This window comes from Devosia chinhatensis, assembly GCF_000969445.1.
Taxonomy (GTDB): Bacteria; Pseudomonadota; Alphaproteobacteria; order Rhizobiales; family Devosiaceae; genus Devosia; species Devosia chinhatensis.
The window spans coordinates 534664-559323 of the sequence record NZ_JZEY01000054.1; the positions used below are offsets into that span (position 1 = coordinate 534664).

General features: G+C 64.3%; 26 protein-coding genes. 6 read left to right on the forward strand and 20 right to left on the reverse strand.

Annotated features, from left to right (window positions below; genetic code table 11):
• Positions 1-41 precede the first annotated feature (41 nt).
• The 6 genes from VE26_RS02665 to VE26_RS02690 form a co-directional block, all read right to left on the reverse strand.
• Entirely contained in the window at positions 42-1076 is a 1035-nt protein-coding gene (locus tag VE26_RS02665; RefSeq protein ID WP_046103654.1) for an osmoprotectant NAGGN system M42 family peptidase, read from the reverse strand.
• The gene (locus VE26_RS02670) at positions 1073-1861 is read right to left on the reverse strand and encodes a FadR/GntR family transcriptional regulator (RefSeq protein WP_046103655.1); all 789 of its coding nucleotides are present in this window, start codon (positions 1859-1861) and stop codon (positions 1073-1075) included. The genes VE26_RS02665 and VE26_RS02670 overlap by 4 nt, the downstream gene beginning before the upstream one ends.
• A complete protein-coding gene (locus tag VE26_RS02675) occupies positions 1858-2664 on the reverse strand; it encodes an ATP-binding cassette domain-containing protein (RefSeq protein ID WP_046103656.1) in 807 nt (268 codons plus the stop codon). Before VE26_RS02675 ends, VE26_RS02670 begins: the two co-directional genes overlap by 4 nt.
• Positions 2661-4451: a dipeptide/oligopeptide/nickel ABC transporter permease/ATP-binding protein gene (locus tag VE26_RS02680; protein ID WP_046103657.1), complete on the reverse strand. Its 1791-nt coding sequence runs from the start codon at positions 4449-4451 to the stop codon at positions 2661-2663. Before VE26_RS02680 ends, VE26_RS02675 begins: the two co-directional genes overlap by 4 nt.
• Positions 4448-5395, reverse strand: coding sequence for an ABC transporter permease (locus VE26_RS02685; RefSeq protein ID WP_046103658.1), 948 nt, complete (start codon positions 5393-5395; stop codon positions 4448-4450). Before VE26_RS02685 ends, VE26_RS02680 begins: the two co-directional genes overlap by 4 nt.
• Positions 5396-5553: 158 nt before the next feature.
• Complete coding sequence (locus tag VE26_RS02690; protein WP_244465664.1) at positions 5554-7050, reverse strand: ABC transporter substrate-binding protein; 1497 nt, start codon at positions 7048-7050, stop codon at positions 5554-5556.
• 202 nt (positions 7051-7252) lie between these two features.
• Between VE26_RS02690 and VE26_RS02695 the strand changes: the two genes are divergently transcribed.
• Positions 7253-7891, forward strand: a complete 639-nt coding sequence (locus tag VE26_RS02695) for a DUF1028 domain-containing protein (RefSeq protein WP_046103660.1) — start codon at positions 7253-7255, stop codon at positions 7889-7891.
• Here VE26_RS02695 and VE26_RS02700 read toward each other — a convergent pair.
• The 13 genes from VE26_RS02700 to VE26_RS02760 all read right to left on the reverse strand — a co-directional run bounded on the left by VE26_RS02700 (position 7888) and on the right by VE26_RS02760 (position 18878).
• Positions 7888-8619, reverse strand: a complete 732-nt coding sequence (locus VE26_RS02700; protein ID WP_046103661.1) for an SDR family oxidoreductase — start codon at positions 8617-8619, stop codon at positions 7888-7890. The genes VE26_RS02695 and VE26_RS02700 overlap by 4 nt on opposite strands.
• Positions 8620-8632: 13 nt before the next feature.
• A complete protein-coding gene (gene cobM, locus VE26_RS02705) occupies positions 8633-9388 on the reverse strand; it encodes a precorrin-4 C(11)-methyltransferase (RefSeq protein WP_046104931.1) in 756 nt (251 codons plus the stop codon).
• Complete coding sequence (locus tag VE26_RS02710; protein WP_046103662.1) at positions 9385-10596, reverse strand: bifunctional cobalt-precorrin-7 (C(5))-methyltransferase/cobalt-precorrin-6B (C(15))-methyltransferase; 1212 nt, start codon at positions 10594-10596, stop codon at positions 9385-9387. Before VE26_RS02710 ends, cobM begins: the two co-directional genes overlap by 4 nt.
• A complete protein-coding gene (locus tag VE26_RS02715; protein WP_046103663.1) occupies positions 10593-11348 on the reverse strand; it encodes a precorrin-3B C(17)-methyltransferase in 756 nt (251 codons plus the stop codon). Before VE26_RS02715 ends, VE26_RS02710 begins: the two co-directional genes overlap by 4 nt.
• Positions 11345-12070 carry a precorrin-2 C(20)-methyltransferase gene (locus VE26_RS02720; protein ID WP_152658688.1) on the reverse strand — a complete coding sequence of 242 codons (726 nt, stop codon included), beginning with the start codon at positions 12068-12070 and terminating at the stop codon, positions 11345-11347. Before VE26_RS02720 ends, VE26_RS02715 begins: the two co-directional genes overlap by 4 nt.
• Complete coding sequence (locus tag VE26_RS02725; RefSeq protein WP_046103665.1) at positions 12067-12699, reverse strand: precorrin-8X methylmutase; 633 nt, start codon at positions 12697-12699, stop codon at positions 12067-12069. Before VE26_RS02725 ends, VE26_RS02720 begins: the two co-directional genes overlap by 4 nt.
• Entirely contained in the window at positions 12696-13973 is a 1278-nt protein-coding gene (cobG, locus tag VE26_RS02730) for a precorrin-3B synthase (protein WP_342018392.1), read from the reverse strand. The genes VE26_RS02725 and cobG overlap by 4 nt, the downstream gene beginning before the upstream one ends.
• A gap of 48 nt (positions 13974-14021) precedes the next feature.
• The gene (gene cobF / locus VE26_RS02735) at positions 14022-14747 is read right to left on the reverse strand and encodes a precorrin-6A synthase (deacetylating) (RefSeq protein WP_046103667.1); all 726 of its coding nucleotides are present in this window, start codon (positions 14745-14747) and stop codon (positions 14022-14024) included.
• A gap of 38 nt (positions 14748-14785) precedes the next feature.
• The gene (locus tag VE26_RS02740; protein WP_046103668.1) at positions 14786-15277 is read right to left on the reverse strand and encodes a GAF domain-containing protein; all 492 of its coding nucleotides are present in this window, start codon (positions 15275-15277) and stop codon (positions 14786-14788) included.
• An 86-nt stretch (positions 15278-15363) separates the two neighbouring features.
• Positions 15364-16098, reverse strand: a complete 735-nt coding sequence (locus tag VE26_RS02745; protein WP_046103669.1) for an ABC transporter ATP-binding protein — start codon at positions 16096-16098, stop codon at positions 15364-15366.
• The gene (locus VE26_RS02750) at positions 16095-16931 is read right to left on the reverse strand and encodes an ABC transporter ATP-binding protein (RefSeq protein WP_046103670.1); all 837 of its coding nucleotides are present in this window, start codon (positions 16929-16931) and stop codon (positions 16095-16097) included. The genes VE26_RS02745 and VE26_RS02750 overlap by 4 nt, the downstream gene beginning before the upstream one ends.
• Entirely contained in the window at positions 16928-17830 is a 903-nt protein-coding gene (locus tag VE26_RS02755; protein ID WP_046103671.1) for an ABC transporter permease, read from the reverse strand. The genes VE26_RS02750 and VE26_RS02755 overlap by 4 nt, the downstream gene beginning before the upstream one ends.
• A 49-nt stretch (positions 17831-17879) precedes the next feature.
• Positions 17880-18878: an ABC transporter permease gene (locus VE26_RS02760; protein WP_046104932.1), complete on the reverse strand. Its 999-nt coding sequence runs from the start codon at positions 18876-18878 to the stop codon at positions 17880-17882.
• 207 nt (positions 18879-19085) lie between these two features.
• Between VE26_RS02760 and VE26_RS02765 the strand changes: the two genes are divergently transcribed.
• The 5 genes from VE26_RS02765 to copM all read left to right on the forward strand — a co-directional run bounded on the left by VE26_RS02765 (position 19086) and on the right by copM (position 23549).
• Positions 19086-19754 carry a helix-turn-helix domain-containing protein gene (locus VE26_RS02765; RefSeq protein ID WP_046104933.1) on the forward strand — a complete coding sequence of 223 codons (669 nt, stop codon included), beginning with the start codon at positions 19086-19088 and terminating at the stop codon, positions 19752-19754.
• Positions 19751-21337 carry an ABC transporter substrate-binding protein gene (locus VE26_RS02770; RefSeq protein WP_046103672.1) on the forward strand — a complete coding sequence of 529 codons (1587 nt, stop codon included), beginning with the start codon at positions 19751-19753 and terminating at the stop codon, positions 21335-21337. Before VE26_RS02765 ends, VE26_RS02770 begins: the two co-directional genes overlap by 4 nt.
• A gap of 170 nt (positions 21338-21507) precedes the next feature.
• A complete protein-coding gene (locus tag VE26_RS02775; RefSeq protein WP_046103673.1) occupies positions 21508-22608 on the forward strand; it encodes a M24 family metallopeptidase in 1101 nt (366 codons plus the stop codon).
• Complete coding sequence (locus VE26_RS02780; RefSeq protein ID WP_046103674.1) at positions 22608-23135, forward strand: GNAT family N-acetyltransferase; 528 nt, start codon at positions 22608-22610, stop codon at positions 23133-23135. Before VE26_RS02775 ends, VE26_RS02780 begins: the two co-directional genes overlap by 1 nt.
• A gap of 51 nt (positions 23136-23186) precedes the next feature.
• Complete coding sequence (copM, locus tag VE26_RS02785) at positions 23187-23549, forward strand: CopM family metallochaperone (RefSeq protein WP_046103675.1); 363 nt, start codon at positions 23187-23189, stop codon at positions 23547-23549.
• A gap of 7 nt (positions 23550-23556) precedes the next feature.
• Here copM and VE26_RS02790 read toward each other — a convergent pair whose 3' ends face one another.
• Positions 23557-24579 (reverse strand): LacI family DNA-binding transcriptional regulator, encoded by a 1023-nt coding sequence (locus VE26_RS02790; protein ID WP_280136863.1) that lies wholly within the window; start codon positions 24577-24579, stop codon positions 23557-23559.
• Positions 24580-24660: the final 81 nt, after the last annotated feature.

The following is a 24660-nucleotide window of genomic DNA, read 5'->3' on the forward strand; positions in this document are numbered from 1 at the left end:
ACGAGAGATGTAGGCCGAGGACCGTCTCCGGGGCAAGCCGATTAGGCCGCGATCTCGGATTCCACGTATCCGGTCAGCAACGTGCCGAGCGCGACGAGCGAGTCCATATGCGTGCGCTCCCAGCCATGCGAACTGTCGAGCGAGAAACAGACGAGGCCGACACGGATATCCCAACCGGCCTCGACCGCAGCGGCGCTGTCGGAGCGGTAATGGCGGAAGGTATCCCGGACGTGCGGAATGGCGGCGTGGGCGCAGATATCGAGCAGATGCCGGGTCATGCGCGCGTCAAAGGGACCCTGGCGATCCCTCATGGCAATGGTGACGGCGTCGTCCCGCGATGCCTGGTTGGGCGCCGTCACCGCATTGTCGATGGCGAGCAGTTCCTCGACCTCGCGACCAAAGCCATGGGTGCCGCCAATGCCGATTTCCTCGGCAATGGTGAACATGGCCTGGAAGGGGACGGCGACTTCGATCTTGCCCTCGGCGATCGCCTTGAGGACGGCCAGAAGCGTGGCGCAGCCAGCCTTATCGTCCAGATGGCGCGAAACGATGAAGCCGTCGACGACTTCGGGCTGAGCGTCCACGGCGACCATGTCGCCGACATTGAAGCCGGCGCTGACGAGCGCATCGCGGTCGGGCAGGGTGGCGTCGACGCGGATTTCGAGATTGTCCCAATCGGCTGGCTGGGTGTCGACTTCGGTATTGAAGCGGTGACCCGAGGCCTTGAGGGGCAGGATAGTGCCGCGATGTTCGCCTCTGTCGGAGAAAATGGTGACGCGGGCGCCCTCGGCGAAGCGGGCGGCCCAGGTGCCGGTATTGCGCAGGGCAAGCCGGCCATTGGGCTTGAGTTCGGTGACCATGGCCCCGAGCGTATCGAGATGGGCGGCGAGGGCGCGGCGGGGTGGCCCATTACCCACTTCGACGAAGAGCACGCCGCGGCGGGTATATTTCGGGGAATATCCCAGTTCGCGCAGCCAGGTGTCGACAAGCGCTACGGCGCGCTCGGTCATGCCGACGGGGCTGGGGGTTTTGACGAGCTGGAGCAGGCGGTCGAGGAGGTAATCGGTGTCGATCATGCCGAGCGGCGCTTTCTGGAGCGGCTGGGGGAGATTTCTTCGAGGAAACGGTCTTCGAGCTTGGCCTCAAGCCCCAGCATGTGCTGCTCGGCTTCCGCCATATGCGCGGAGAGGATTGCTGCAGCTGCTGGCGGATCACGACGGCGCATGGCATCGATCAGGTCGCGCTGATGGCGGATGCCGCTTTCGCGCGAGACGGGCTCAGGCTGGACATAAATGTCCTGCGCGATGGTGAGATCCTTGAGGAGGCGCTGGAGAAACCGGCAGGTGAAGGCGAGGATCGGATTATCGGAATATTCGGCGACGACGCCGTGGAAATCGAGCTCGGCCATGCGCTGATTCCAGCGCTCGGTGGCATCGGCCGGCTCGTGATCATAGATGCGGATGATCGCTTCGAGCCGGTTGAGGCCGGCCTCGTCGATATGCGGGGTGGCGCTGGCGGCCAATTGCGGCTCCAGCACTTTGCGCATCTCGTAGATATTGGCGATGGAGAGGTTCTTGGCGAAGAGGAAGTTGGAGAGCAGGCTCATCGCCCGGCCTTCGGACATGCGCTCGATGAAGGCGCCGCCGCCCGGGCCGGTGCGGACGGAAATCAGCCCCTGGACTTCCAGCGCCTTGAGGGCCTCGCGCACGGTGCCCTTGCTGGCTGTGAACTGGGCGATGAGGTCGCGCTCCTGGGGGAGGCGGTCGCCGGGAGCCAGGCCATGCTCGACGATCATGCGCTTGATGGCGTCGACGATCTCGTCAGTGCGCTTGCGGCGGGGCGGTGTCTCGATCTCGCTCATGCGGCGTCCGGTGCGGTGAGGCGCGGCGCGCTGGCGATGAGCGACCGCGTATAATCGTGCTGCGGGGCGGCGAAGAGCGCGGCTGCGGGGCCGACCTCCACCACTTCCCCGAGATACATGACGGCGACGCGATCGGAAATCGATTCCACCACGGCCAGGTCGTGGCTGATGAAGAGATAGGACAGGCCCAGATCGTCGCGCAATTGCTGGAGCAGCAGCAGCACCTGGGCCTGCACCGAGACGTCGAGCGCCGAAACCGGCTCGTCGAGCACCAGAATGCTGGCCTCGGCGGCAAGGGCGCGGGCAATGGCGATGCGCTGGGCCTGGCCGCCGGAGAATTCGTGCGGATAACGCTCGAGCGTATCGAGCGGCATCTGCACGGCATCGACCAGTTCGCGCTTGCGGATGGCGCGCTTCGTGGCGTCATAGCCGCAGAGCAGGCGCAGCGGCACGTCGAGGATCTGTCCGATGGTTTTGCGCGGATTGAGCGAGGCGACCGGGTCCTGGAACACATATTGAATGGTGCGGCCGAAGGCGCGGGAGCCGGCGGAGGCCAGGTCGGACCATGGTTTGTTGTCGATCAGCATGGTGCCGGCGCTGGGGGCCTCAAGCCCGATCAGCATACGGGCAAGCGTCGACTTGCCGGAACCGCTTTCCCCGACGATGCCAAGGGTCTCGCCGCGCTTGAGGTTCAGCGAGATGCCGCGAACGGCCTGCACTTCGGTGGCTTTCCTGCCAAAGAGCGATCGACCGCCGCCAAAGGTCTTGACGAGATCGCGGATCTGGACGGCGTTTTCGCTCATGGGCGGGCCTCCTGAAACAGCGGGCGGACACGGTCGAGGAAGCCATGGCCCTCGCCCAGCTCCGGCACACAGGCGATTAGGCGCTTGGTGTAATTATGCTGCGGGTCATTGAGGACCGCTTGCGTGTCGCCCTGTTCGACGATCTCGCCATTTTTCATTACCGCCACCCGGTCGCAGACCTGGGCGACGACGCCGAAATCGTGGGTGATAAGGAGAAGGGCGAGGCCCCGCTCGCGCCTGAGATCCTGCAAGAGGTCGAGAATACGGGCCTGTACGGTGACGTCGAGCGCGGTGGTGGGCTCATCAGCGATGATGATGTCGGGATCGTTGGCGAGTGCCATGGCGATGCCGATGCGCTGACGCTGGCCGCCCGAGAGCTCGTGCGGAAAGGCCGAGGCCCGGCTTGCCGCATCGCGGATGCCGACGGTTTCCATGAGCTCCACGGCGCGCGAGCGCGCGGCGGTCTTGCCGAGAGACTTATGGGCCAGGATGGCCTCGGCGATCTGGTCGCCCACGGCAAAAAGCGGATGGAGCGTGGTCAGCGGGTCCTGGAAGACATAGGCGACGCGGGCGCCGCGCAGGGCGATCAATTCCTGCTCACGCAGGGAGAAGGTATCCTTGCCGTCTACATAGGCGGCGCCGCCGGTGATGACGCCGGGCGGGGAGGCGACGAGGCCCATCAGCGACAATGCGGTGACCGACTTGCCGGAGCCGCTTTCTCCAATGAGGCCCAGGCACTCGCCCTTGTCGAGCCGGAAGCTGATGTCCTTGACGGCCGGGGTGATGCTGTCGCCAGTATCGAAGCCGGTCGAGAGGCTTTCGACGACGAGGGCCGGCGCATCGGCAAGGGTGGGGGCAGGTTTGCTCCTGCGGGCGATCCTGGTCACGGCCATGGGCCGGTCCAGCGCACCGGAGCGCAGGCGCGGATCGAGCACGTCGCGAATGCCGTCGCCCAAAAGGTTGATGGACATGACGAGCACGAAAATCATGATGCCCGGAATGATCGAGGCATGGGGCGCGGTGAAGAGCTGTGCGCGGGCCTGGCCGAGCATGGAGCCGAGGTCGGCCGTGGGCGGCTGGGCACCGAGGCCGAGGAAGGAGAGGCCGGCGGTTTCGAGGATCATCCAGCCCACGGTGGTCGACATGGTGATGACGATGACCGGCAGGACATTGGGCAGGACTTCGGTAAAGAGGATCGCCGCATGGCTTTTGCCCGAGAGGCGCGCGGCGTCGACGAATTCGCGATTGCGGATCGAGACGGTGACGCCGCGGATATTGCGCGCGAAGAAGGGGATGTTGACCAGCGCGATCGCGTAGAGCGCGTTGAGCAGGCCCGGCCCCAGTGCGGCGACGATGGCAATGGCGAGGAGGATATAGGGGAAAGCCATCAGCATATCGACGAAGCGCATGAGGATGCTGTCCGTCGCGCCGCGCGCATAGCCGGCGACGAGGCCGATCAGCGAGCCGAACAAAGCTGCGAGCGCGGTGGCACTGATGCCGACGAGTAGGGAAACCTGCGTGCCCCAGATGAGGCGGGAGACAATATCGCGGCCCAGATGATCGGTGCCCAGCAGGTGTCCGGCGCTGAACGGGGGCAGGAGGCGATTTGGCTGGTCGGTGATGTCCGGGTTGGGAATAGGCAGTATCGGCGCGAGCAGCGCTACGACAACGATGAAGCTGAAGATGAACAGGCCTGCGGCGGCGAGTCTATTGGCCATCAATAGCTGGAAATTGCTGCGGCGCTTGCGCTCGGCGGTGGGGGCGTTGGTCATGGAAAGGTCAGTCATGCCTTGAGCCTCGGGTCGAGCATGGCCTGGGCGACGTCGGCCAGAAGATTGACGAGCACATAGACGGTGGCCGCGATCAACACGCCGCCCTGGACGAGGAGGATGTCACGGGTGGACACCGCCTTGACCAGCATCTGTCCCAGGCCCGGCCACTGGAAGACGGTTTCGATATAGACCGCCCCGCCGAGCACGAAGCCGGCCTGGATGCCCAAGACCGGTATGATGGAGACGAGGGCCGCCCGGAAGGCGTGGCGATAGATCACCTTGTTCTCGGAAAGTCCCTTGGCGCGGGCGGTGCGGATGAAATCCTGGCGCAGCACTTCGAGCATGGCGGCGCGCGTGAGGCGCGCGACGACGCCGGTGGCGACGATGGCAAGGGTCGAAGCGGGCAGGATGAGGTGGCGCAACAGGTCCGGCAGGTCGCCTCCGCCATAGACGGCATACATGCCCGAGGCCGGCAGGAGCCGCCATTGCACGGCAAAGAAGAGGATGAAGACGAGCCCGAGGAAGAAGGCGGGCATGGAAATGCCGATCAGCACGAAGAAGGTGACGATACGATCGGTCCAGCCGAACTGGCGCACGGCAGAGACGATGCCGGCGAGAATGCCGAGGACCGAGCAGATGACCAGCGATGCGCCGGCAAGAATGAGTGTGGCGCCGAAGCGTTCGATAACTTCATCGAGGACGGGGCGATTGAGAATGTAGGAGCGGCCGAAATCGCCCTGCAGCAGATTGCCGATCCAGATGAAATATTGCTCCGGCCAGGAGCGGTCGAGGCCCAGCGCCCGGTTGATGCGCTCGACGTTGTCAGGGGTGGCATAGGAGCCGAGAAGCGCCTGGGCCGGATCGCCGGGGATCAGCTTCATGACGAGGAAGACGATGATCGAGAGGCCGAGAATGACCGGGATTGCCGCAAGGAGGCGCTTGGCAATGTAGGTGGGCATGGGGTGGTCCTCCTTGGTGCGGCGTGGGGAGAGAGCCCCACCTAGCCTCCCCCGAAGGAGGGGGAGGGCAAGATCGCGTTTGTCGCGGGGCTGGTGAGCCACCGGCAGACGCCTCCCCCTGTTTCAGGGGGAGGCAGGGTGGGGGTGTCCCGTCCCTGTTACTGCTTGGTCACGTCCCGGAGGACGAGGCTGAAGTCGGGCTGCAGTTCGAAGTCGCCGACAGCGCTGGTGACGACGGCATTCTGCTTCCAGTTGGCGACGAAGAGCCAAGGGGCGTCTTCGTGAGTGAGGGCCTGAACCTGGCGGTAGAGGTCGCCGCGCTCTTCCGGATCGGTCGAGAGGCGGGCCTGGTCGAGCAGCGCGTCCACTTCCGGATTGGAATAATAGGACGAGTTGAAACCGCCTTCTTCGGGCCATGCGGCGGTGCGCAGGGTGAGGAAGGGCAGGGTGTCCGGATCGGAGGTCATCCAGGCCATTTCGGCCATGTCTGCCTTGCCTTCGAGGCCGGGATTCACTTCCGAAAGGAAGGTGTTCCACTCATAGGTCTGGATCTCGACATTGAGCCCCACGGCCGCAAGGTCCGCCTGGATGGCAGTGCCCATCGGTACCGGATCGAGCATGCCCGAGCCGCCTTCGGTCACGAGGAAGGTCAGAGAAGCACCTTCTGCACCGGCTTCGGCGAGCAGTTCGCGGGCTTTTTCCGGATCATAGGGATAGGGCTGGACGTCTTCGTTATAGGCCCAGTTGAAGGCGGGCGGAATTGGGCCGGCGGAGACGTCAGCCGTGCCCTGAAGCACATCGCTGACGAGGCTTTCCTTGTTGACGGCATAGTTCACTGCCTGGCGCACGCGGACATCGGCGAAGGGGCCGTCCTTGGCGTTGAGCATGACGTACCAGACATGGGGGCCGACGGCTTCCACAACCTGGTAATTGGCGTCGCCCGAGAACTGGGCGACATTGTCGGGCGGGGTTTCGAGCAGCACGTCAATGCCGCCGGAGAGCATTTCGGCGACGCGTGTATTGGCATCGGTGATGGGGCGGAAAATCACCGCTTCGAGCGCAGGAGCACCATCCCAATAGGCGTCATTGCGCGAAGCGAGGACGCGGCTGTTGGACTGCCATTCCTCGAACTTGAAGGCGCCCGTGCCCGAGGGGTGACGGCCATAATCGGCGCCATACTGCTCGACGGCAGAAGGGGACACGATGAGGCCGGTCGGCGAGGCCAGATTGCTCATGAACGGGGCAAAGGGCTCGCTGAGGGTGAACCTGACGGTCAGCTCGTCCACCACCTCGACACTGTCGATGGAAGCGAAGTTGAACGAGAGCGGGAAGGGGCCGGTCTCGTGGAAGGGGTGGGCGTCATCGAGCATGCGATCGAAGTTGAACTTCACCGCCTCGGCATTGAAGCTGCTGCCATCATGGAAGGTGACGCCGTCGCGAAGGGTAAACGTATATTCGAGGCCATCCTCGGAAATGGTCCAATCGGTCGCCAAGGCCGGCTCGATTTCGAGCGTGCCCGGCGCATTGCGAACCAGGCCGTCATAGATGTTCACCGCGATGCGGAAATCGTTCGAGGCAGTCGAGACGTGCGGATCGAGCGAGGCCGGCTCGGCGATCTGGCCGACGACCAGGATATTAGGCGGGGTCTGCGCCATTGTTGGTGCGGCCAGTGTCAGGGCGGTGGCGGCCAAGAGCAGCGGCGCCAAGGCTTTCCAGTTGCGGATCATGTGAACCTCTCCTTGCTTTCCCTTTCCTTGCTCCCCAGCGTCCTGCATGGGAGAAGGGTTGATGATTTATCATCATAAATTTGCCCTCTGTCAATTTATGATGATAAATGACTGACCATGAGGTGTTTGCATGACGTTCTCCATTGTTGCCCGCGATCCCGATACAGGCGCGTTCGGCGTTGCCACGGCGACGGCAGGGCCGATGGTGGGGGCGCTGGTGCCGCATGGTCTGGCCGGAACAGGCGCCGTGGCGACGCAGGCTATGACCAATCCCTATATCGCACTCGACGCCCTGGCAGCGCTCGAAGAAGCCGAGGCCTCCCTGGCGCTGGCGGCGGCGCTGGAGGGCGATGAAGATCGGCAGAGGCGGCAGGCCATCGTCGTGGATCGGCAGGGCCGGACGTCAGGCTGGACGGGGGAACAATGCGAAGGCGCGGCGGGGCATGTCCTCAATGACAATGTTGCGGTGGCCGGCAACATGCTCACCGACGACGCCGTGCTCGACGCAGTAATGACCGGTTTTGGCGCTCCGGCCGGACATTTTGGCCGAGCGCTCTATAACGGGCTGGCTTCCGGCGCCCGGGCCGGGGGCGACAAAAGGGGGCTGGGCTCGGCCGCGCTCAAGGTCTTCGGCACCGAGGCCTATCCCGCGCTCGATCTGCGGATCGACTGGTCGGCGGACCCGATCGGTGACCTCGAAGCCCTGCTGGCCCTTGCGATGGACGGCAATTATGCCGACTTCTTCGCGCAGGTGCCGCGACGCGGCTAGGCCGTCCAGCCGCCATCGATGATGTGGACCTGCCCGGTCGTGTAGGTCGCTCCGGCCAGATAGACGGCGAGGTCTGCGACTTCCTCCGGCCGGGCGATCCGCCCGATCGGCTGGCGGGCAATGAACGCTCTTTTCGCCCCCTCGAAATCGCCGGTCGCCTGCCAGCGCTCGTGCAGGCTGGGCGAATCCACGGTGCCCGGGCAAATGGCGTTCACCCGGATATTGCTGGCGGTGTAATCGGCGGCGATGGATTTGGTGAGCCCGACCACAGCGGCCTTCGAGATGGTATAGGCGGCGCGCTTGGGCACGCCCTTAACCGACGAGGCGACGGTGGCCATGTTGATGATGGCGCCATCCTTGCGCTCGAGCATCTGCGGCAGCACGGCCTGGATGGTGCGGATCTGGGCCCGGACATTGAGATCGAGTGCGAAATCGAGATCGGCGTCGCTCATCTCCAGCACGGTGCCCGAATGGACGACGCCGGCGCAATTGAAGAGCACATCGATCCGGCCGATCTCCGAAACGGCCAGGCGCACGGCATCGGCAGAAAGCACATCGAGCACGCGCGTGCTGATGCCGTCGCGGCCGTCGAGTTCGGCAAGCCGGGTGGCGTTGACGTCGGTGGCGATCACCTGTGCACCGGCGCGGGCAAAGGCTTCGGCCGAGGCGCGGCCAATGCCCTGCGCGGCGGCGGTAATGAAGACGACCTTGCCCTCGAGACTGGCCATGAAAATCCTCCTCTCAGCGTCCGCGGAAGCGGCGTTGGTAATCGGGATCGTAAAGCGAACTTTCGCGGAAATCATCAGCGCCGAGGCCGCGGCCAACAAAGATCAGCGCGGTGCGCTCCACGGGGTCGGCGGCAAAGGCAGCAGCAATGTCGGCCAGGGTGCCGCGCAGGATCTTCTGGTCGGGCCAGCTCGCATGAGCGACGATCGCCACCGGACAATCAGCGCCATAATGGGGGGTCAGCTCGGCCACGACCTGGTCCAGCGCATGGATGGCGAGGTGAATGGCGAGCGTTGCGCCGGTCGTCGCGAAGGCTGAAAGGGTTTCCCCCTGTGGCATGGGGGAGGCGCGGCCGGAGACGCGGGTCAGCACCAGGCTTTGCGCAATTGCGGGAATGGTGAGTTCGCGCCCCAAAGCAGCGGCGGCGGCGGCGAAGGCGGGGACGCCGGGGGTGAGATCATAGGGAATGGCGAGCCGGTCGAGCCGGCGGATCTGTTCGGCGACCGCGCTCCAGACGGAAAGGTCGCCTGAATGGAGGCGCGCGACGTCCTCGCCCTCCTCATGGGCCCTCACGTATTCTGCCTCGATCTCGTCGAGCGACAGCGGCGCCGTATCGACGAGCCGGGCGCCGGGCGGGCACCAGTCCAGCATTTCCCTGGGGACGATGGAGCCGGCATAGAGGCAGACCCTGCAGCGGGCGAGCAGGTCGCGGCCGCGCACGGTGATGAGATCGGCAGCACCGGGCCCGGCACCGATGAAATGCACAGTCATGGCTTGGTCCACCGCCATTGGGTGATGGGCATGGCCGGGCGCCAGCCTTTCATGGTGCCGATGGGTTCGGCATGGCTGACCGCTACGCGCGTGAGTGCGCCACCGTGTCGGGCGTAGAGGGTCATGAGCGTGTGTTCCATTTCAAGGGTCACCGCATTGGCGACGAGGCGGCCGCCGGGGCGCAGGGCGGCGAGGGCGGCCTCCATCACACCCGGCTCCGAGCCACCGCCCCCTACAAAAATGGCATGGGGCGGCTCGAGGCCAGCAAGCGCTTCGGGCGCCTTGCCCGTGACGACGCGCAGATCGGGGACGCCGAACCGGCCGGCATTGCGCAATATGCGGGCGGCGCGCTCGCCGTGAGGCTCGATGGCAATGGTGCGCAGGCTCGGGCCAGCCAGCATCCACTCGATGCCCACCGACCCCGAGCCCGCGCCGATGTCCCAGAGGGTTTCGCGCGGTCGGGGCGCGAGAGCCGACAGGGTAAGAGCCCGGATGTCGCGCTTGGTGATCTGCCCGTCATGCTCGAACAGATCGTCCTCGATGCCGGGCGCCAGCGGCAGGATACGCGCGCCGGGCAGCGGCACGACCGTGACGGCGCAGAGATTGAGCGGATCGATGTCGCCCAGAGCGAAGAACTCGGCCATCTGCGAGCGCACCTGTTCGCGCGGGCCGCCCAAGGCCTCCATCACGGTGATGATGGACCGGCCGAACCCGGCCTCGGTCAGGAGGGCGGCGAGTGCAGCCGGACCGTGCTCGTCCGAGGTCAGGGCCAGGATGCGTGACGCTGAATGGAGGTGGGGCCGGATGAGGTCGACCGGCCGGCCATGCAGCGAAAGGCTGACCACATCCTGCAGCGGCCAGCCGAGGCGGGCTGCGGCAAGGCTGAAGGCGGAAGAATGGGGAAAGGTACGCATCTGCGCCGGATCGACATGCCGGGATAGCGTGGCGCCGACGCCATATCGAAACGGATCGCCGGAGGCCAAGACGCAGACCGCACGGCCTTTTTCGGCGATGATGGCGTCGACGGAGGCCGAGAAGGGCGAAAGCCAGGGGCGGGCGTCGCCGCTGATGGCGGCGTGAGCCAGGGCGAGGTGACGGGTTCCACCAAAGACGATCTCCGCTGTAGCAATGGCGCTGCGGGCGGCCGGGGACAGGCCATCAAGACCATCCTCGCCGATGCCGACAATGGTGAGCCAGGGCGCGGTCACAGCCCGACACCTCGTGGCGAATAGACCAGAGGATCGAGGCCCGGTCGCTCGATGATGCGGGTTTCGGCCGAGCCGATAATCACGCATGTCGCCATGTCGGCCTGCTGCCGGTCGGCCTCGCCGAGCGGCACCACGACGAAGCTCTCGTCCGAGCGTCCGACGGCACGGCCGAAGATGACGGGTGTCGTGACCGGCAATACTTCGCGCAACAGCTTGAAGGCCGTGGACAATTGCCAGGGGCGGGCCTTCGAGATGGGGTTGTAGAGCGCGATGACGAGGCCCGCCTCGGCCACCGCGCGCAGCCGGCGTTCGATCAGATCCCAGGGCTTGAGATTGTCCGAAAGGGAAATGGCGCAGAAATCGTGGCCCAGGGGTGCGCCCGCGCGTGCGGCGACCGCCAGCATCGCCGTGACGCCTGGCAGCACCCTGATGTCGAGACGCCGCCAGGTTTCCGGGCCGTTCTCCACCGCTTCGCAGATGGCGGCGGCCATCGCGAAGACGCCCGGATCGCCGCCGGACACGACGCAGACTTTCGCACCCCGCATTGCCGCATCGAGGGCCGCGCGCGCCCGGTCGATCTCCTCGCGATTGTCCGACGCCATGCGGACCTGATCGGGGCGGAGGTCGAGGCGGTCCAGATAGGGACCGTAACCGAAAAAGACGTCGCTGGCCGCTATGGCTTCGAAGGTCTGCGGCGTGGTCTGGCCGGGATTGCCCGGGCCGGTGCCGATGATGACGAGGCTCCCGCTCATGGACGCGTGCTCCAGCCAGCAACCAGGATCAGCGAGAAATAGGGTGCGCTGTCATCGGGCTTGTCGCTGAGGCGGATCACGTGGCCATTGGCCATCGTGCCGCGCTCGACATAGACGGCATTGTCGAGCCGGCCGGCTTCGCAAAGTGCGGCGCGGACCTTTGGCAGGTTGCGGCCAAGCTTCATGATGACGGCGCCGTCGGTTTCTTGCAGGCGACGAACGAGGTCCGCCTGGTCGAGCGTGCCGGGCAGAATTGTCAGAATGTCGTCGCCCTGCACCAGCGGCAGGCCGGCCTGAGACCAGGAACCCGACATGGCAGTGATGCCCGCGATCACCTCGGTGGGATATTGCGGCGCAAGCCGGACATGCAGATGCATGTAGCTGCCATAGAACAGCGGATCGCCCTCGCTGAGAACGGCAACGGTGCGACCGGCATCGAGATGAACGGCCAGGCGCAGTGCTGCCTCGGAATAGAAGGCGGCAATCTGGGTCTTGTAGTCGCTGTCGTGCCGGTGAATCTCTGTGGTGACAGGATAGTCGAGCGCTTCTTCGATTTGCCCGGGCCGGAAATGGTCGGCAGCGATAGCGCGGGCATTGCTCGCATTGCCGCGCTTGGCAAAGAACGCGACCACATCGGCCTGCGTTATGGCGCGAGCGGCCTTTATGGTGATGAGCTCGGGGTCGCCCGGGCCGGTGCCGACGCCGATCAGTTTACCGCTCACAGGCCCGGCCTCGCCAACGCATTGAGACAGGCCGAGGTGATGGCGCTGCCGCCCAGCCGGCCCCGCACGATGGCAAAGGGAATGCCATAGGAATTCTCGGCCAGGGCATCCTTGGATTCGGCCGCGCCGACAAACCCGACCGGCATGCCCAGAATGGCGGCAGGCCTGGGCGCACCATCGCGGAGCAATTCAAGCAGGTGGAACAGCGCCGTCGGGGCATTGCCGATGGCGATGACCGCGCCGGCCATCTGCTCGGCCCAGAGATCGAGCGCAGCGGCCGAGCGAGTATTGCCGATGGCAGCTGCCAAGGCAGGCGTGCGTTCGTCGCGCAGGGTGCAGATGACGGGATTATTGGCGGGCAGGCGCGCGGCGGTAATGCCGCGGGCGACCATTTCCGCATCGCAGAGAATCGGCGCACCGGCTTGAAGGGCAGAGCGCGCCGCCGTGACGAAGCCGGGTCCGAAAACGAAATTCCGGGCCGCTTCGACAAGGCCGGCAGCATGAATCATGCGGACGGCCAGAACGGCTTCTTCCTCGGTAAAGGCCGACAGATCCGCTTCGGACCGGATGATGGCGAAGGACTGACGATAAATGGCGTCGCCGTCCTTGATGTAGTCGTATTGCGTCATCGGGCGTCCTGCCGGGCGGCGAGGGCGGGAACGAGTCCAGCCTCGTCAAGAATGTGCTGAGGCGTATCGCCCGCGCGGCCCTTTATGACAAGGCCAATCCCATCCTCCCGACCCACCAGCGTGATGTCGGAAGGCTGCGGATGTGCGCAACCCTTGGCGCATCCGGAAACGTGCAGGTGCTGATTTGCCGGGATCATCGCGGAAAGGCGCCCGGCGATACTGCGCGCTGCAATATGGCCCGATGCGCAGCCCTCACTTCCGATACAGGCGCTGGCACGAAGGCGCGCATCGGCGGGGTCGGTGATGAAGCCGAGGGACAGGGCGCTTTCGACAAGGCTGTCCGGAGCATTGTCGAGCAAGAGGCGATGGGCCGGGGCGAGACGGAGGGTGGCGACGCCAGCAGCCTCGGCAGCATCGGCAAGGGCGATGAGGGCGGAGCCGTGCATCTGGCTAAAGGGCAGGGTTATCGGCCTTGCATGCCCGCTTCGGGTTTTGAGCATGGCCGCCCCCCATCCCGGCCCGTTGGCAGGACTGGGGCAGGCCATGGCGACGCTCGCCTTCGGAAAAAGATCGTTTGCCCGTGCCGCCGGCCCAAGTGCGGCCAGCGCCGCGAGAAGTGCCAAAGTTGCGGAAACGGCAGCTTCCGCATCCATCACCTGCGGTTTGCCGCCGCCAAGATGGACGGCCCAGTGGGTTGCATCCAGAGCGAGAAGCCGGACATCGGCCTTGATAGCGGTGAGAGCGATCTGGCCGCCACCGTCCACAACGACGCTGACCTTGGGGCCGAGTTTATCCTGCAAGGGGAGCGCACCATGACAAATGGCGGCGACAAGGGGGCGGGTGTCTGCCTTTTCCAGCGGGTCGTTGCCGGCCAGCGGCGAGGTGTCGACGACAAGGCCGGTTTCGAGCGGCACCAGGTCCGTCACAGCGCGAGCGAAATGCGGAGCGGTTTCAGGGCGGAGGCCACGCGCCTGCAGATTACCGCGGGCGGAGATTTCGAGCAGGCCATTGCCATGGGTGATGGCGAGTTGGGAGAGCGCGGCGAGCTGAACGGGCGTCAATGTTCTGCGCTCGACCCGGATACGGGCCAGCAGACCGTCGCCCGTCTGCATGGGCTTGTCGAGGGTCGGACAGGCGCCGCGGCGGCTAGGGCTGATAATTGACGCGGGGGTGCTTTGATGGCTCACGATGTCATTGCCCCGCAAGCGGGGACCTCCGCTCCAGCAAGCAGGGTTCCCTGCTTTCGCGGGCAGGGCGTATCGGGACTGGGACACGTGCGCAGGACAGCATGAAAAACTCTTAACAGCCGAACGCTCGCCGCACTATCGCGACTTGCGCAGCAGATAGGTGTCCATGATCCAGCCATGGCGGGCGCGCGCCTGGGCGCGGGTGGTGACGATCTGCTCGGCGACGTCGCCGAGGCGACCGGACAGAAGGATCTGGTCGGGCGAGCCGAGATAGGCGCCCCAGAAAATCTGCAGGTCTGGATCGGCGTTTCGGAAGGCGAGGCGCCCGTCGAGCATGACGATCGTATCGGTGTCGACCGGACCGAGTTGGCGACCGGTGGTGACCAGAACGGGTTCGCCGATGCGGTTGAGCGCAATGCCATGGGCGGCAGTGAGCGCCTGGATGGCTGTGATGCCGGGGATGACCGTTACCGCATGGGGCGTCTCGACGCGCTCTAGAATGCGCAGGGTGGAGTCGTAAAGTCCCGGATCGCCCCAGACGAGAAAGGCGCCGGTGCCGTCCGCCGGGATTTCCGCGATGAGATCGCTGAAGATGCGGCCCAGGGCATCATGCCAGTCATCGACACCCTGGCCATAATCGGGATGGGCGGCATCGCGCCGGGGAACGTCATAGGCGATCTGGCGTGGCTGGCCCGTCACGAAGCGGGCGATGATCGCATGCCTCAGATCGGCCAGTGCGACCTTGTCCGCGCCCTTGTCGGGCACGAACAGCACATCGGCGCGGTTGAGCGCGTCGATGGCTGCTATGGTCATGTGCTCAGGGCTGCCGGTGCCGATACCGACGACGAGAATGGTCTTCATGGCGCCGTTCTAGCACAGCGGGCCGGGGCCCCTCAATTTCAGCCGCGTGCGACAAGCACCGCAAGCTTGGCTGGGATGGAGAGCACGTCGCGGATCGTCTGCAGGCGCTCTTCGGTATAGTGATGCGCCACATCGAGCAGGTTCATGCAGCCGACTAGCTCATCCCGGATGATGATCGGTACATTGACCACCGACTGGCAACCCAGCGAATTGATCAGCTCGTGATCGAACAGGACCTTGGCGATGTCTTCGATGGTGTTGGCGACGAAGAATTCGCGCTTGCCATGAACGATATCGAACCAGGGACCGTAATTGAGCGGCTTGGTGCCCGAGGCAGGATAGCTCACCGGGTCACTGGTATAGGCGCGGCGCGACAGTTCGGCCTGCATGTCCACCAGCATCACTGTGAAGAGCTTGGCGCCAACGACGGCCCGGGCCAGATCCTGGAGGGCGGTAAACGCCTCGTCGGCAGTCCTGGCCTTGGCAATTGCGGCATCGAAAGCGGCCAGGGCGGGTTTGTGATCGGTCATCTGAGTAGTCCTTGGTGGTCTTGGGGTGCCGGATGGGGCCGGCAGAGATTTGGTCGACAGAGTGCTGAGCAGGCCTTCCGCCCTGGCTAGCTGCCGGCGGTGGCGGCTAGCAATTCCTGCGAATAGGGGTCGCTGAGCTGGCCGGCCTTGAGCTGAGACACGTCGGCCACTTCCACGATGCGGCCGTGGCGCATGACGGCAAGGCGATCGCAGAGGAAGCTGACGACGGGCAGGTTGTGGGTGACCATGAGATAGGTCAGGTTCTGCTCGCGCCGCAGACGCTTGAGCAGGTTGAGAATTTCGGCCTGCACCGAGACGTCCAGCGCTGAAGTCGGCTCGTCCAGCAGAAGCACCTTGGGTTCGAGCATGAGGGCGCGGGCAATGGCGACGCGCTGGCGCTGGCCACCGGAGAGCTGGTGCGGGAAGCGGAACCGGAAGCGCTGGTCGAGCCCGACCGATTTGAGCACGGCCTCGACGCGCTCGTCGCGGTTGCCGATGCCGTGGATGGCCAGCGGTTCGGACAGGGCGGCATCGATGGTCTTGCGCGGATGCAGTGAGCCATAGGGGTCCTGAAATACCATTTGCACCTGGCGCGATACGGCGCGGTCGACATGATGGCTGCGGCCCTGGCCCATGACAGAGATGGCCCCGGTCCAGTCAGGCGCAAGGCCGGCAATGGCCCGCAGAATGGTGGACTTGCCCGAGCCGGATTCGCCCACGAGGGCAAAGCTCTCGCCCTCGGCAATGTCGAGGTCGACGTCGAAGACGACTTTGGTGTCGCCATAGGAAATGTTGAGGTTCTTGAGGTCTATGGCGTTCATGTGCCGGCCCATTGCGTGCGGTCGAGCACGGGAAGTTCGTCGCGGGTGTCGTCGATCACGGGCATGGCGGCGAGCAGCCCGCGCGTATAGGGGTGCTGGGCCTGTTCGAGTTGCCCCGCCGCGCATTCCTCCACCACGCGGCCCGCATTCATCACCAGAATCCGGTCGCAATAGCGGCTGACCAGCGCCAGGTCGTGGCTGATGAGAATGAGGCCCATGCCCTTGCGGGTGACGAGGTCATCGATAATGTCGAGCACCTGCGCCTGCACGGAGACGTCGAGTGCGGAGGTCGGCTCGTCGGCTATCAGCAGTTCAGGCTCGGGGATCAGCATCATGGCGATCATGATGCGCTGGCCCATGCCGCCCGAAACCTCGTGCGGGTAAAGCTTGGCGACGCGCTCGGGGTCGTTGATGCGCACGGCCTCGAGCATTTCGAGGATGCGCGCCTGAACGTCGCGGCGTGGCAGCTTCTGATGCGTCACCAACGCCTCGGCGATTTGCGCGCCCACGGTCATCACCGGATTGAGCGAGAATTTGGGGTCCTGCATGACCATGGAAATGCGGGCGCCACGTATGGCGCGCATCTGCTTCTCGTTCTGGGCGAGAATGTCGATGCCATCGAAATGCAGCTTGTCGGCCTGGACCTCGCCGGGCTTGCGGATGAGCTTGAGAATCGAGCGGCCGGTCATGGACTTGCCCGAGCCGCTTTCGCCCACGATGCCCAGGCGTTCGCGGCCGAGGGAAAAGGAAAGGCCCTTGACCACTTCGACGCGCCCCGAATGGGTCGGGAACGACACGCGCAGGTTTTCGACTTCGAGCAGCGGGGCGGTCATGACTTGCCCTCGCTTTTTGGGTCGAGCACGTCGCGCAGGCCATCGCCGAGGAAGCAGAAGCCAAGGCTGACGATGATGATGGCAAAACCGGGCATAGTCGCAACCCACCACTGATCGAGGATGAAGGTGCGGCCGCGGCTGATCATGGCGCCCCATTCAGGCAGGGGCGGCTGGGCGCCGAGCCCGATGAAACCGAGACCGGCCGCAGTGAGGATGACGCCGGCCATGTCGAGCGTGACGCGGATGATCATCGATGAGGTGCAGAGCGGCAGGATGTGCTGGACGATGATGCGGATGGGCCCGCCGCCAGCCAGCTGAACGGCTGAGATATATTCGGCATTGCGGATGGTCAGCGTCTCGGCGCGGGCGATGCGGGCATAGGCCGGCCAGGAGGTGATGGCGATGGCGATGATGGCATTGTTGATGCCCGGGCCCAAAGCGGCCACGAAGGCCAGGGCCAGGATCAGCTTGGGCAGCGACAGGAAGATATCGGTGAAGCCCATCAGGATGCGATCGACCCAGCCGCCGAAATAGCCGGCAATGGCGCCGATCAGCAGGCCCAGCGGCGCCGATATGAGCGCAACCAGCCCCACGATGGTCAGCGTGATCTGGCTCCCCCAGACGACGCGAGAAAAGATGTCGCGCCCCAGCTCGTCCGTGCCCATCCAATATTCGGAGGAGGGCGGCAGGAGGCGCGCCGAGAGGTTCTGCCCGGTGGGGGAATAGGGCGCGATCCAGGGCGCAAAGGCCGCCGTGATCAAGAGGACGAGAATGATGATGCCGCCCAGAACCGACAACGGATTGCGCAAGAGCGCCGTAAAGACGCGATAGAGCCGGCCGGCATTGGCCTGCATACGGGACGTTGGGCTGTCGGCAAGGAGCCAGTCGCGAGTGGTCATGCGGGGACTCCTGTGCGTGCGGTGGCAGTGAAAAGCGGATGCAAAACCATCACTTCGCCCTCGGGTCGAGGATGCGGTAGAGTACGTCCGAAACCTTGTTGATGACGATGAACACGGCGCCGATCACCAGGGTGGAGCCGAGCACGGCGTTCATGTCGGCATTGAGCAAGGCCGTGGTGAGGTAATTGCCGATGCCGGGCCAGGAGAAAACGGTCTCGATCATCACCGAGCCCTCGAGCAGGCCGGCATAGGACAGGCCGATAACCGTGATCAGCGGCACGCGGATCGGATTGAAGGCGTGTCGCCAGATAACGACGCGTTCCGGAACGCCCTTGACCCGGGCAGTGGTGACGAATTCCTGGCTGAGCTGATCGAGCATGAAGCTGCGGGTCATGCGGGCAATATAGGCAAGGCTGAAAAAGCCCAGGACCGATGCCGGCAGGATGATGTGGCTGACGGCATTCCAGAAGATGTCGATCTCTCCGCGCAGCAGGGAGTCGATGAGGATCATGCCAGTCACCGGCTGCACGAGGCCGTCGTAGAAGATGTCGAGCCTGCCCGGCCCGCCGACCCAGCGCAATCGGGCATAGAAGAGCGCGAGGCCCACCAGTCCCAACCAGAAGGCGGGAACCGAATAGCCCAGAAGGCCGATGACGCGGATCACCTGATCGAGCCAGGAACCTTGATTGGCAGCAGCGGTGACGCCAAGCGGCACGCCAAGGGCGACCCCGATCAGGATGCCCAGCGTGGCCATTTCGAAGGTCGCGGGAAAAAAGCGCGACAAATCCTCGGCGACAAGGCGGCCGGTCGAGACCGAGCGGCCGAGATCGCCGGTGAAGACATTGCCCACATAGGAAAAGAACTGCTGCCAGAGAGGCCGGTCGAGCCCCATGGCGATGCGGGCGGCCTCATATTGTGCCTGCGTGGCACGGTCGCCAACGACAGACAGCACGGGATCGATGGGAATGACCCGGCCGATGAAGAAGGTGATGGCCAGAAGGCCGAGAAAGGTGAGGAAAAGGGTGAGGGCAAAGCCGCCGATTGTCATCGCAGTCCGGCCCAGGCGCTTGTTTCGCAAGCTGGGCGCCAAGGGCGGCGGGGCGGATTGCTGATCTATCGCCACTCAAAATTCCTCTTGAAGAACAGGGGTTTGGTACCGCCAGCTGCAATCGCTGGCCAGTCGCGCAACCTTCACATTTCGCTTTCACCATACAAGAAACTTTGCTTATATCAAAAAAATTTTGGTGGGATGGGCATGGCAGAAGCGGCTGTGAAGAAGGAAGAGGGGCATCCCAAAGTGGGTGCGCTGATCCGTGCGCGCCGCCGTCAGCAGCAGATGACGCTGATGGAGCTGGGCGAGGCCGCCGCCGTATCAGTGGGGTATCTGAGCCAGGTGGAGCGCGATCATGCGACGCCATCTTTGGGAACGCTTGCACAGATCGCCAAGGCGCTCGGCGTTTCCATCGACTATTTCGTTGCAGCGCCTGCGACGCATAATGCCCTGACCCGGCAAGGAGAGCGCAATCGCTTCTCGCTCGATGGCTCTTCCATCGTCTATGAACGCTTGGGTGCGGACTTTCCCGGCAATCAGCTCTCAAGTTTCCTCATGACCGTGCCGCCGGGCTATCGCTCCGAGACGGTGGCACATGAGGGCGAGGAAATCCTCTTCATACTCGAAGGCGCGATCACGCAGCGCCTCGATGGCGAGGAAATGGTGATGAGTGCCGGCGACAGCCTGCATTTCCGCGGCAACCGTCCCCATTCCTGGTCAAACCATACCAATGAGCCTGCCCGTCTGTTGTGGACGGGCACGCTTGCTCTCTTTCGCTCCACGGCAAGGCCGCGCCCGGCCGTGGCGAAACCCAAAGCCGGCGTCAACAAGCCGGTCCGGAAAAAAGTCACCCCCAAGGAGAAACGCTCATGAAGCTGTTCCGCGCTGCCCTTCTGGCTTCCGCGCTCGCCCTGCCGCTTGCGGCCGGCGCCGCCTATGCCGCAACCCCGGCCGACGCTCTGGTCATCGCCCAGAACATCGACGATATCGTCGCGCTCGATCCCGCCCAGGCCTATGAATTCTCGGCCGGCGAAATCAACGCCAACCTCTACGACAAGCTCGTCCAGTACGATGCCGAGGACACCACGGTGCTGGCACCGGGCCTCGCTTCGGAATGGGTGGCCGACGAAGAGGCCAAGACGCTGACCTTCACCATGCGTGAGGGCGCAACCTTTGCGTCGGGCAACCCGGTGCGCGCCGAAGACGTGCAGTTCTCGTTCACCCGCGTGGTCACGCTGAACCTGACCCCGGCCTTCATCCTGACCCAGCTGGGCTGGACCCCCGAGAACATCGGCGAGATGGTCACGGTCGACGGCAACACGGTCACCGTCAAGTGGACCGGCGACTTCGCTTCGGCATTCGTGCTGAACGTGCTGGCCGCACGCCCCGGCGCCATCGTCGACGAAGTCCTCGTCATGCAGAACGAGGTCGACGGCGACATGGGCAATGCCTGGCTCAACACCAATTCGGCCGGCTCCGGCCCGTTTGTGCTGACCGATTACCGTCCGGCCGAACTGGTGCGTCTGACCGCCAACGAAACCTACTGGAACGGTGCGCCGGCGATGAAGCAGGTGCTGATCCGTCACGTCGCCGAAGCCGCCACACAGCAGCTGCTGCTGACCTCGGGCGATGTGGACATCGCCAAGAACCTGACCCCCGACCAGATCAGTGGCCTAGGTGACAGCGTCAAGGTCGAAACCTTCCCGCAGGCTGCCGTGCACTTCCTCTCGTTCAACCAGAAGACCGAGAGCCTGACCCCCCCGGCCGTGTGGGAAGCCGCACGTTACCTCGTCGATTATGACGGGATGACCGAGACCTTCCTCAAGGGCCAGATGGAAAAGCACCAGGCCTTCTGGCCCAAGGGCTTCCCGGGCTCCTATGACGAGACACCGTTCAGCTATGACGTGGAAAAGGCCAAGCAGATCCTGGCCGATGCCGGCGTTGAGACCCCGATCAACGTCACGCTCGACGTGATCAACTCGGCCCCCTTCACTGATATCGCCCAGTCGCTGCAGGCCGGTTTCTCCGAGGCCGGCATCAACTTCGAGATCCTGCCGGGCACCGGTGCCCAGGTGATCACGAAATACCGTGAGCGCACCCACCAGGCCATGCTGCTCTATTGGGGCCCCGACTTCATGGACCCGCATTCGAACGCCAAGGCCTTCGCGTACAATTCCAACAATGCGGATGATAACTACACCGCCACCACGACCTGGCGGAATGCCTGGGCCGTGCCGCAGGAAATGAACGACGAGGTCAATGCCGCCCTGGCCGAAGCCGACCAGAACGTGCGCAACGAAATGTATGTCGACCTGCAGCAGAAGGTTCAGGCCGAAAGCCCGATCGTGATCATGTTCCAGGCCGCCCTGCAGATCGGCATGGCCAACAATGTCGACGGCTATGTGAACGGGTCCAATTCGGACTTCGTCTACTACCGTCTTGTGACCAAGAACTAAGCGTTCAGGTCCTTCAGATACGGCGGCCACGTTCCCTCGGGTCGCCGTTAGCGGGGCCGGACACTCCTCCTCCCGTCCGGCCCCGCCTCCTTTGGCCTCTCATCCCAGCTCTTCAGCCGAAGCGTTGCGGTGAGAGGCAATCCCTTGAATAAAATCCGCGAGAAATTGGCATGAACCCGACCTTGACCGCCCGTATGGAAAAGCTGCGCACCCGCATGGCGGAGACCGGAACGGACCTCGTGGTCATCGGGCCATCGAGCCATATGCGGTATCTGGTCGATCTCTCCCCCCATGGCGACGAACGACCGGTTCTGCTGCTGGTGAGCCAGACCTATGCAGGACTTCTGATGCCCGCGCTCAACGTGGATTCCTCGCGCCAGCACACGGACCTGCCCTTCTTTCCATGGGCGGACGCCGAGGGCCCGGATGCCGCGCTGGCGCAGCTGATCGCGGCAACGGGAATTTCCCCGATCGCCCCCTCCATCGTGCTCGACGAAACCATGCGTGCCGATTTTGCCCTGCTGGTTCTCGACGCGCTGCCGGGCGCCAAGCGCCGCTTCACCAATGACACTGTGGGCTATCTGCGCTCGCGCAAGGACGAAGCCGAGTACGCGCTGCTCAAGGCCTCCCATATTCTCAATGACGGGGCGATGAAAGCCGGCTTTGCGGCGCTCCGCGACGGCATTACCGAACTCGGCGTGGCCGAGGTGATCGCGAACTTCTACAAGGCGAATGGCGCGACGACGCAATTCATCTCGGTCTGCTTCGGACCCAATGGCGCCTTCCCGCATCACCATACCGGCGATACCCCGCTCAAGAGCGGCGATGCCGTACTGATCGATATCGGCGGCCGCATCGGCGGCTATCCCTCCGACATGACCCGCATTGGCTATTTCGGTTCCAAGCCCGAGGGCTTTGACGAAATCCACGACATCCTGGACCGCGCGGTGGAGGCGGCCATCGCGGCCTCGGTTCCCGGCGCCAAGGCCAAGGATGTCGACAAGGCGGCGCGCGATGTGATCGCGGCGGCCGGCTATGGCGAGTTCTTCCTGCACCGCACCGGGCATGGCCTGGGCATCGATGTGCATGAAGCGCCCTATATCACCGGCACCAGCGAGACCGTTCTCGACGAAGGCATGGTATTTTCCATCGAGCCAGGCATCTATCTGCAGGGACGGTTCGGCCAGCGGCTGGAGGAGATCGTAATGATCCGCAACGGCAAGCCGGAAATCTTTTCCGACATGCCGCGCGATGCGGTCGTCACGGGGTAATGGTTCCGGTTCTCGACACCGAGCGACTGGTCCTGCGTGGTCACCAAACAGATGACCACGCTGCCTGTTCGGCTCTGTGGGGCCACCCGGACGTGACCCGATATATCGGTGGGCGCCCCAGTACGCCCGAAGAAGTCTGGTCGCGCATCCTGCGCTATTCCGGGCACTGGCAGCTGCTTGGCTTCGGCTATTTTGCCGTCATCGAAAAGCAGTCGGGCCAGCTTATCGGCGAGGCTGGGCTGGCCGATTTCCGACGCGACCTGGACCCTGGACTCGATGTGCCCGAAGCCGGATGGGTGTTCGATCCGGCCTGGCAGGGCAGGGGCCTGGCCCAGGAAGCGATGAAGGCGGTTCTCGCCTGGGCCGCGGCCAAGGCAATGGACCGCTCTGCCTGTCTCATCGACCCGGAAAATGCGCCCTCCCTGGCCTTGGCAGCGCGACTGGGTTTCGGCTCCACGGAAAAGCGCGCCTGTCACGGTCGCACCTCGCTGGTGCTGTGGCGCGATGGCAGCGTTCGAGGGCCTTGACCTTCCCATATGTCAGGGCTGCATAAGATTGCACACACGAAGGAGCCCTCCATGAAACACGCTGTGCCGACAGTCCTTTTTCTCGCCCTTTGCCTGCCTGTCGCAGCCCAGGACCATTCCGGACATGGAGGTCACGACCACGCCGCAATGATGGCCGGCAGTGCCGCCACGCAGGCATTCAAGCAGGCCAATATGCGCATGCATGCCGAGATGGACATCGACTTTACGGGAAATGCCGATGTCGACTTCATCGCCGGCATGATCCCCCATCACCAGGGCGCCGTGGACATGGCCCGGATCATCCTCGAACATGGAAGCGACCCGGAAGTGCTGGCCCTGGCGCAATCGATCATCCAGTCGCAGGAAGCCGAGATTGCGTGGATGAAGGACTGGCTGGCCAAAAACGGCCGATAGAGCTGGATTAGGTGCCGGGCCGCGAAACTGAATTGCGCACGATCAGCTCCGCACGCAACAGGACCTGGCGCGATTTCGGTGTTTCCCCCGCCAGCATGCCGAGCAGCAATTCCATCGCCGCTTCGCCGATCCGGTGACGGGGCTGCTTCATCGTGGTCAGCGAGGGGCTGACGAAACTGGCGAACGAAATGTCGTCGAAACCCATGATCGAAAAACGCTGGGGCAAGTCGTAACGGCGAGCATTGAGCGCGATTATGACGCCCAGCGCCGTTGCGTCGTTGACGCAGAAGAAGGCCGTGGGCAGCGCATCGCGCACGAACATCAATTCGGCTGCGGCACGACCGCTTTCGGTCGTGCCATCGCCATCGATGATGAGGCGCGGATCGATGGCGATGCCAGCACCCTCGAGCGCGGCGCGATAGCCAAGTTCGCGCAACCGATTGATTTCGCGGCTGGTGGAGCGGCCGATAAAGGCGATGCGGCGATGACCCTGCGAGATCAGGTGTTCGGCGGCGATGCGGGCACCCTCGAAATTGTCTACGCCCACGAAGGGAATATCCTGCCCGGTGACCGGTTCGTTGACGGCCACCATGGGCGGCAGGCGAACCTCTCCCTGATCCTGGCCGAACCCGAAGGGCAGGTGGCCGGTAAACAGGATCAGCCCATCGGCCTGGTTTGACGAGATAAAGCGCAGGTAGTCGGTTTCGCGGCTGGGGTCGTTCTGCGTATTGCCGATGAGCAGGCCATAGCCGCGCTTGCTGGCCTCGGTTTCGAGCCCGACAAGGATATTGGAAAAGTTCGGATCGCCCACATCTGGGGCGAGAATGAGAATCATGTTGGATCGCCGCATGCGCAGCGAACGGGCCATGGCATTGGTGGTATAGCCGGTGCGGGCTATGGCTTCGGTGACGCGCTTGCGGGTGGCGTCGGCGACCTTGGTCGGCTCGTTGATGGCACGGCTGACCGTGGCGATGGACACGCCGGCCATGGTCGCAACATCTTCGATCGTCGCCAGCTTTTGCTGCTGCAATTGGGTCGCTCCACCCTCAACGCACTTGGCGAAAGCCCTGTGCGCCCCTGCCTTTAGCAGATGTCGCATCCTCCGCCACGA

Excerpts from the sequence above, each read along its gene's own strand:
- VE26_RS02700 (WP_046103661.1), bottom strand. The coding sequence starts at position 8,619 with ATGGCCAGTCTCGAGGGCAAGGTCGTCTTCATTACCGCCGCCGCGCAG.
- VE26_RS02680 (WP_046103657.1), bottom strand. The coding sequence starts at position 4,451 with ATGACTGACCTTTCCATGACCAACGCCCCCACCGCCGAGCGCAAGCGC.
- VE26_RS02770 (WP_046103672.1), top strand. The coding sequence starts at position 19,751 with ATGAAGCTGTTCCGCGCTGCCCTTCTGGCTTCCGCGCTCGCCCTGCCG.
- VE26_RS02765 (WP_046104933.1), top strand. The coding sequence starts at position 19,086 with ATGGCAGAAGCGGCTGTGAAGAAGGAAGAGGGGCATCCCAAAGTGGGT.
- cobF (WP_046103667.1), bottom strand. The coding sequence starts at position 14,747 with ATGAAGACCATTCTCGTCGTCGGTATCGGCACCGGCAGCCCTGAGCAC.
- VE26_RS02725 (WP_046103665.1), bottom strand. The coding sequence starts at position 12,699 with ATGACGCAATACGACTACATCAAGGACGGCGACGCCATTTATCGTCAG.
- VE26_RS02740 (WP_046103668.1), bottom strand. The coding sequence starts at position 15,277 with ATGACCGATCACAAACCCGCCCTGGCCGCTTTCGATGCCGCAATTGCC.
- VE26_RS02670 (WP_046103655.1), bottom strand. The coding sequence starts at position 1,861 with ATGAGCGAGATCGAGACACCGCCCCGCCGCAAGCGCACTGACGAGATC.
- VE26_RS02775 (WP_046103673.1), top strand. The coding sequence starts at position 21,508 with ATGAACCCGACCTTGACCGCCCGTATGGAAAAGCTGCGCACCCGCATG.
- VE26_RS02695 (WP_046103660.1), top strand. The coding sequence starts at position 7,253 with ATGACGTTCTCCATTGTTGCCCGCGATCCCGATACAGGCGCGTTCGGC.
- copM (WP_046103675.1), top strand. The coding sequence starts at position 23,187 with ATGAAACACGCTGTGCCGACAGTCCTTTTTCTCGCCCTTTGCCTGCCT.
- VE26_RS02780 (WP_046103674.1), top strand. The coding sequence starts at position 22,608 with ATGGTTCCGGTTCTCGACACCGAGCGACTGGTCCTGCGTGGTCACCAA.
- VE26_RS02750 (WP_046103670.1), bottom strand. The coding sequence starts at position 16,931 with ATGACCGCCCCGCTGCTCGAAGTCGAAAACCTGCGCGTGTCGTTCCCG.
- VE26_RS02675 (WP_046103656.1), bottom strand. The coding sequence starts at position 2,664 with ATGAGCGAAAACGCCGTCCAGATCCGCGATCTCGTCAAGACCTTTGGC.
- VE26_RS02665 (WP_046103654.1), bottom strand. The coding sequence starts at position 1,076 with ATGATCGACACCGATTACCTCCTCGACCGCCTGCTCCAGCTCGTCAAA.
- VE26_RS02745 (WP_046103669.1), bottom strand. The coding sequence starts at position 16,098 with ATGAACGCCATAGACCTCAAGAACCTCAACATTTCCTATGGCGACACC.
- VE26_RS02760 (WP_046104932.1), bottom strand. The coding sequence starts at position 18,878 with ATGACAATCGGCGGCTTTGCCCTCACCCTTTTCCTCACCTTTCTCGGC.
- VE26_RS02685 (WP_046103658.1), bottom strand. The coding sequence starts at position 5,395 with ATGCCCACCTACATTGCCAAGCGCCTCCTTGCGGCAATCCCGGTCATT.
- VE26_RS02690 (WP_244465664.1), bottom strand. The coding sequence starts at position 7,050 with ATGGCGCAGACCCCGCCTAATATCCTGGTCGTCGGCCAGATCGCCGAG.
- cobM (WP_046104931.1), bottom strand. The coding sequence starts at position 9,388 with ATGACTGTGCATTTCATCGGTGCCGGGCCCGGTGCTGCCGATCTCATC.
- VE26_RS02715 (WP_046103663.1), bottom strand. The coding sequence starts at position 11,348 with ATGAGCGGGAGCCTCGTCATCATCGGCACCGGCCCGGGCAATCCCGGC.
- VE26_RS02755 (WP_046103671.1), bottom strand. The coding sequence starts at position 17,830 with ATGACCACTCGCGACTGGCTCCTTGCCGACAGCCCAACGTCCCGTATG.